Raw genomic sequence first — 2676 nt, forward strand, 5'->3', positions numbered from 1 at the left:
ACAGCTCAATAAAAAGGCTCGTTGTGCGTCTGGCTGACGATGCTCAGCTGCTAAATGCAGTAGGCATAATTGCTGCCGCTTTAGAGCTTAGAAAAGCCGCTTAGCACGTATCATGCGTATGCCCTGGGGATTACTCGACCACTGGCTTCCAGTCTGGGGAACGGTGAGCATGGAAGCACATCATGAGCTGATCCAGTGAGGTGGTGGAGGTGCGCAGCTGGTCTAATGGAGGCAGCTCGTTTTCGGCAAAGAAGCGTCGCTCTGAGGTCTCGATATTTTCGACAAATTCACCAGGGCCAGCATTGCATTCGACAAAGGCCTTCAGGCAGCCGCAGATATGCTTTGGAATGTTGTGGGCATTGCGGTCCTGGATGGCAATAAGCTTGACCGGGAAGACGTCCATGCAGGCCTCTTCTCTGACTTCCTTGAGGGTGTTGGAGATGATGGTCATGTTGTCATCACACCAGCCACCTGGCAGGCTCCACTTGCCTGACATCTTTTCCTTGACCAGCAGGATACGATCCTCATTGTCGAAGATCGCAGCACGGGTATCGAGCATAGGAGTCTTATAGCCTTCAGTGCACCACTGCTTTCTGATGACACTCTGCTTTTCAAAGACATAGTGTGAAGCCATGGCAGCAGCAATGTCCATAAGACGCTCATAGCGTTCCCTGTCAAAACGGTCCTGAACGTAGCTCAGGCCAATCTGACCAATGGCATTAATCTCACTGGCCCAGATGTGCATCTGAGCTGCCAGGTCCATGCCCTGCTCTCTGCGGCTTAACATACTTACTACTTCCCATGGAGTCTTGAAGTAGTGGTCGCAGTAAAGATGCTCAAGGCCACGGTAGCCCCATACGGCTAGACCAAAGTCCACTCCGGCATCACGGGCACACTGCAGGTCGGTATGGGCATCACCAATGAAGATAATTTCCTCACGGCTGGCTCCGGTCTGCTTCATGTACAGCTCAATGGACTCAGGATGAGGCTTGGGATTGGTTACATCATTGGCACAGATAGCATGATTGAGATAAGGACGCAGTGGGCCGGGAATGTAATCACCAAGAGGGCCTCCCATTGGGACGCCACGGGTACGGGAGGTAACTACGGCCATGTGATAGCCCTGTCCCTTGAGGTAATCGAGCATGGGAATGACGCCATCGTAAAGACGGCACATATGTGCTCTGCCTGATACCAGCTCCAGCCACTCGCTTAAAATCTGAGGCACCAGCTCATCAGGCACACCAAGAATCTTCAGACACTGAGGACCAGGCAGACCGTAGATAAAGGCCAGGTTCTCTACAGTGCGGTCATGACCCGGCATATAGCGATCAAGCAGGTCGATGATGCTGTGCATGTTTGCTTCGTAGGTATCTACCAGGGTTCCATCGATGTCAAAAAGAATATGTCTGTATTTGCTCATGTTCAGCATCCTGTTACTTGCTCCTGGAAATTCCTCTATCATCAAACAGCCAGCTACGCAAATGGCTGTATAACAATATGTCTGAATCCTCATTATAATCACAAAGCCAGGCCTGGACCCCAGCAACAGCATGCGCATGCCAATTATGTGAGCTGGCACGCACCCGCTGCCCCATCACAACACAATCAGCCCCCAAATCATCCCGGCCAAATCCCGGCCAAATCCCAGCCACCCCCACCAGACCACATGGCCGGGCATGGCAGGGCATGGCAAATCAATAACATTCACAGCCAGACCACCAGCAGCTGACCTAAAGATGCCACGGCCAATAAAGAGTCCACGGCCAAAAAGCTGCTGCCGGTGGTATGGCCATAAACAGGCTACGGCCTGCAATGAACCAGCTATTGATGCAGTCAGGCATGAGGTAATGCAAAAGCCCTTAAGACATGCCCATGCAGGCCATGCCATGCCATCATGTGCGGAACATTACCATTAACCAGTAACCAGTAACCTTGCATGCCTTGCCAGCCTGCAGCCAATAAGCCCAGCCTGCACGCTGGCATACCTGCAGGCATGCCGCCAGACATACCTGAAGCCAGACATCCCTGCCTGCAGGGCCTGCAGGCACTCATGCATTCATAAATCACTCATCAATGCACTCAATCCCGCTTGCATTCTGACACACCCATTGTACTGCCCTATGTCTATGCAAAGATTGCAGTTTATTGCATGAATTTTATAAATATTGCAGCAAATCCATGCAATTTGTGACATCGAACATCATAACTACACATAAGGCACAAGTACGCATCAGCCAGTGAACAGCCTGACATTTGTTTGCAACTCGTTAACATTCATTGCAATATTTGCATACTATTTACTGCAATTTTGCAGACTATTTCATTATTTTTGCTGCAAAGATATGCAACAACAGTGGTAACAGCAGTCGCAAAGGAGAATGTGGCAGGGACTGAGAGAGACAGAATGATTTGGATGGTGGCGATTCTGGCTTATGGTTATGATTTAGACGACAGTGATGCTGGATGATGCTGCTGGGGATGGTGATGCTGGCCTATGACAACTGTGACGCATGTATTGGCCGGTTCCACTGATGCTTATGATGATTTAGGGGAAACACACGCCCCGATCCGGATCACAAAATTTAGGGCAGCCTGGCCAAGCATAAAAAGGACCACGTGTGAAACTTAACGGGTTGCATTTGCTGATAGTGCCAGCTTGTCACTAAAACGCTT

At 50.3% G+C, this 2676-nt stretch carries 2 protein-coding genes; one reads left to right on the forward strand and one right to left on the reverse strand.

Annotation, left to right across the window (positions count from 1 at the left end):
- Positions 1 to 130: 130 nt before the first annotated feature.
- Positions 131 to 1423: an NUDIX hydrolase N-terminal domain-containing protein gene (locus tag MXE39_RS12740; protein ID WP_246979070.1), complete on the reverse strand. Its 1293-nt coding sequence runs from the start codon at positions 1421 to 1423 to the stop codon at positions 131 to 133.
- Between the two features lie 837 nt (positions 1424 to 2260).
- Between MXE39_RS12740 and MXE39_RS12745 the strand changes: the two genes are divergently transcribed.
- On the forward strand, positions 2261 to 2470 hold the full coding sequence (locus tag MXE39_RS12745; protein WP_247074208.1) for a hypothetical protein: 210 nt from the start codon (positions 2261 to 2263) through the stop codon (positions 2468 to 2470).
- Positions 2471 to 2676: the final 206 nt, after the last annotated feature.

It is taken from the genome of Anaerobiospirillum sp. NML120511 (genome assembly GCF_023050955.1).
Classification (GTDB): Bacteria; Pseudomonadota; Gammaproteobacteria; order Enterobacterales; family Succinivibrionaceae; genus Anaerobiospirillum.

Excerpts from the sequence above, each read along its gene's own strand:
- MXE39_RS12740 (WP_246979070.1), bottom strand. The coding sequence starts at position 1,423 with ATGAGCAAATACAGACATATTCTTTTTGACATCGATGGAACCCTGGTA.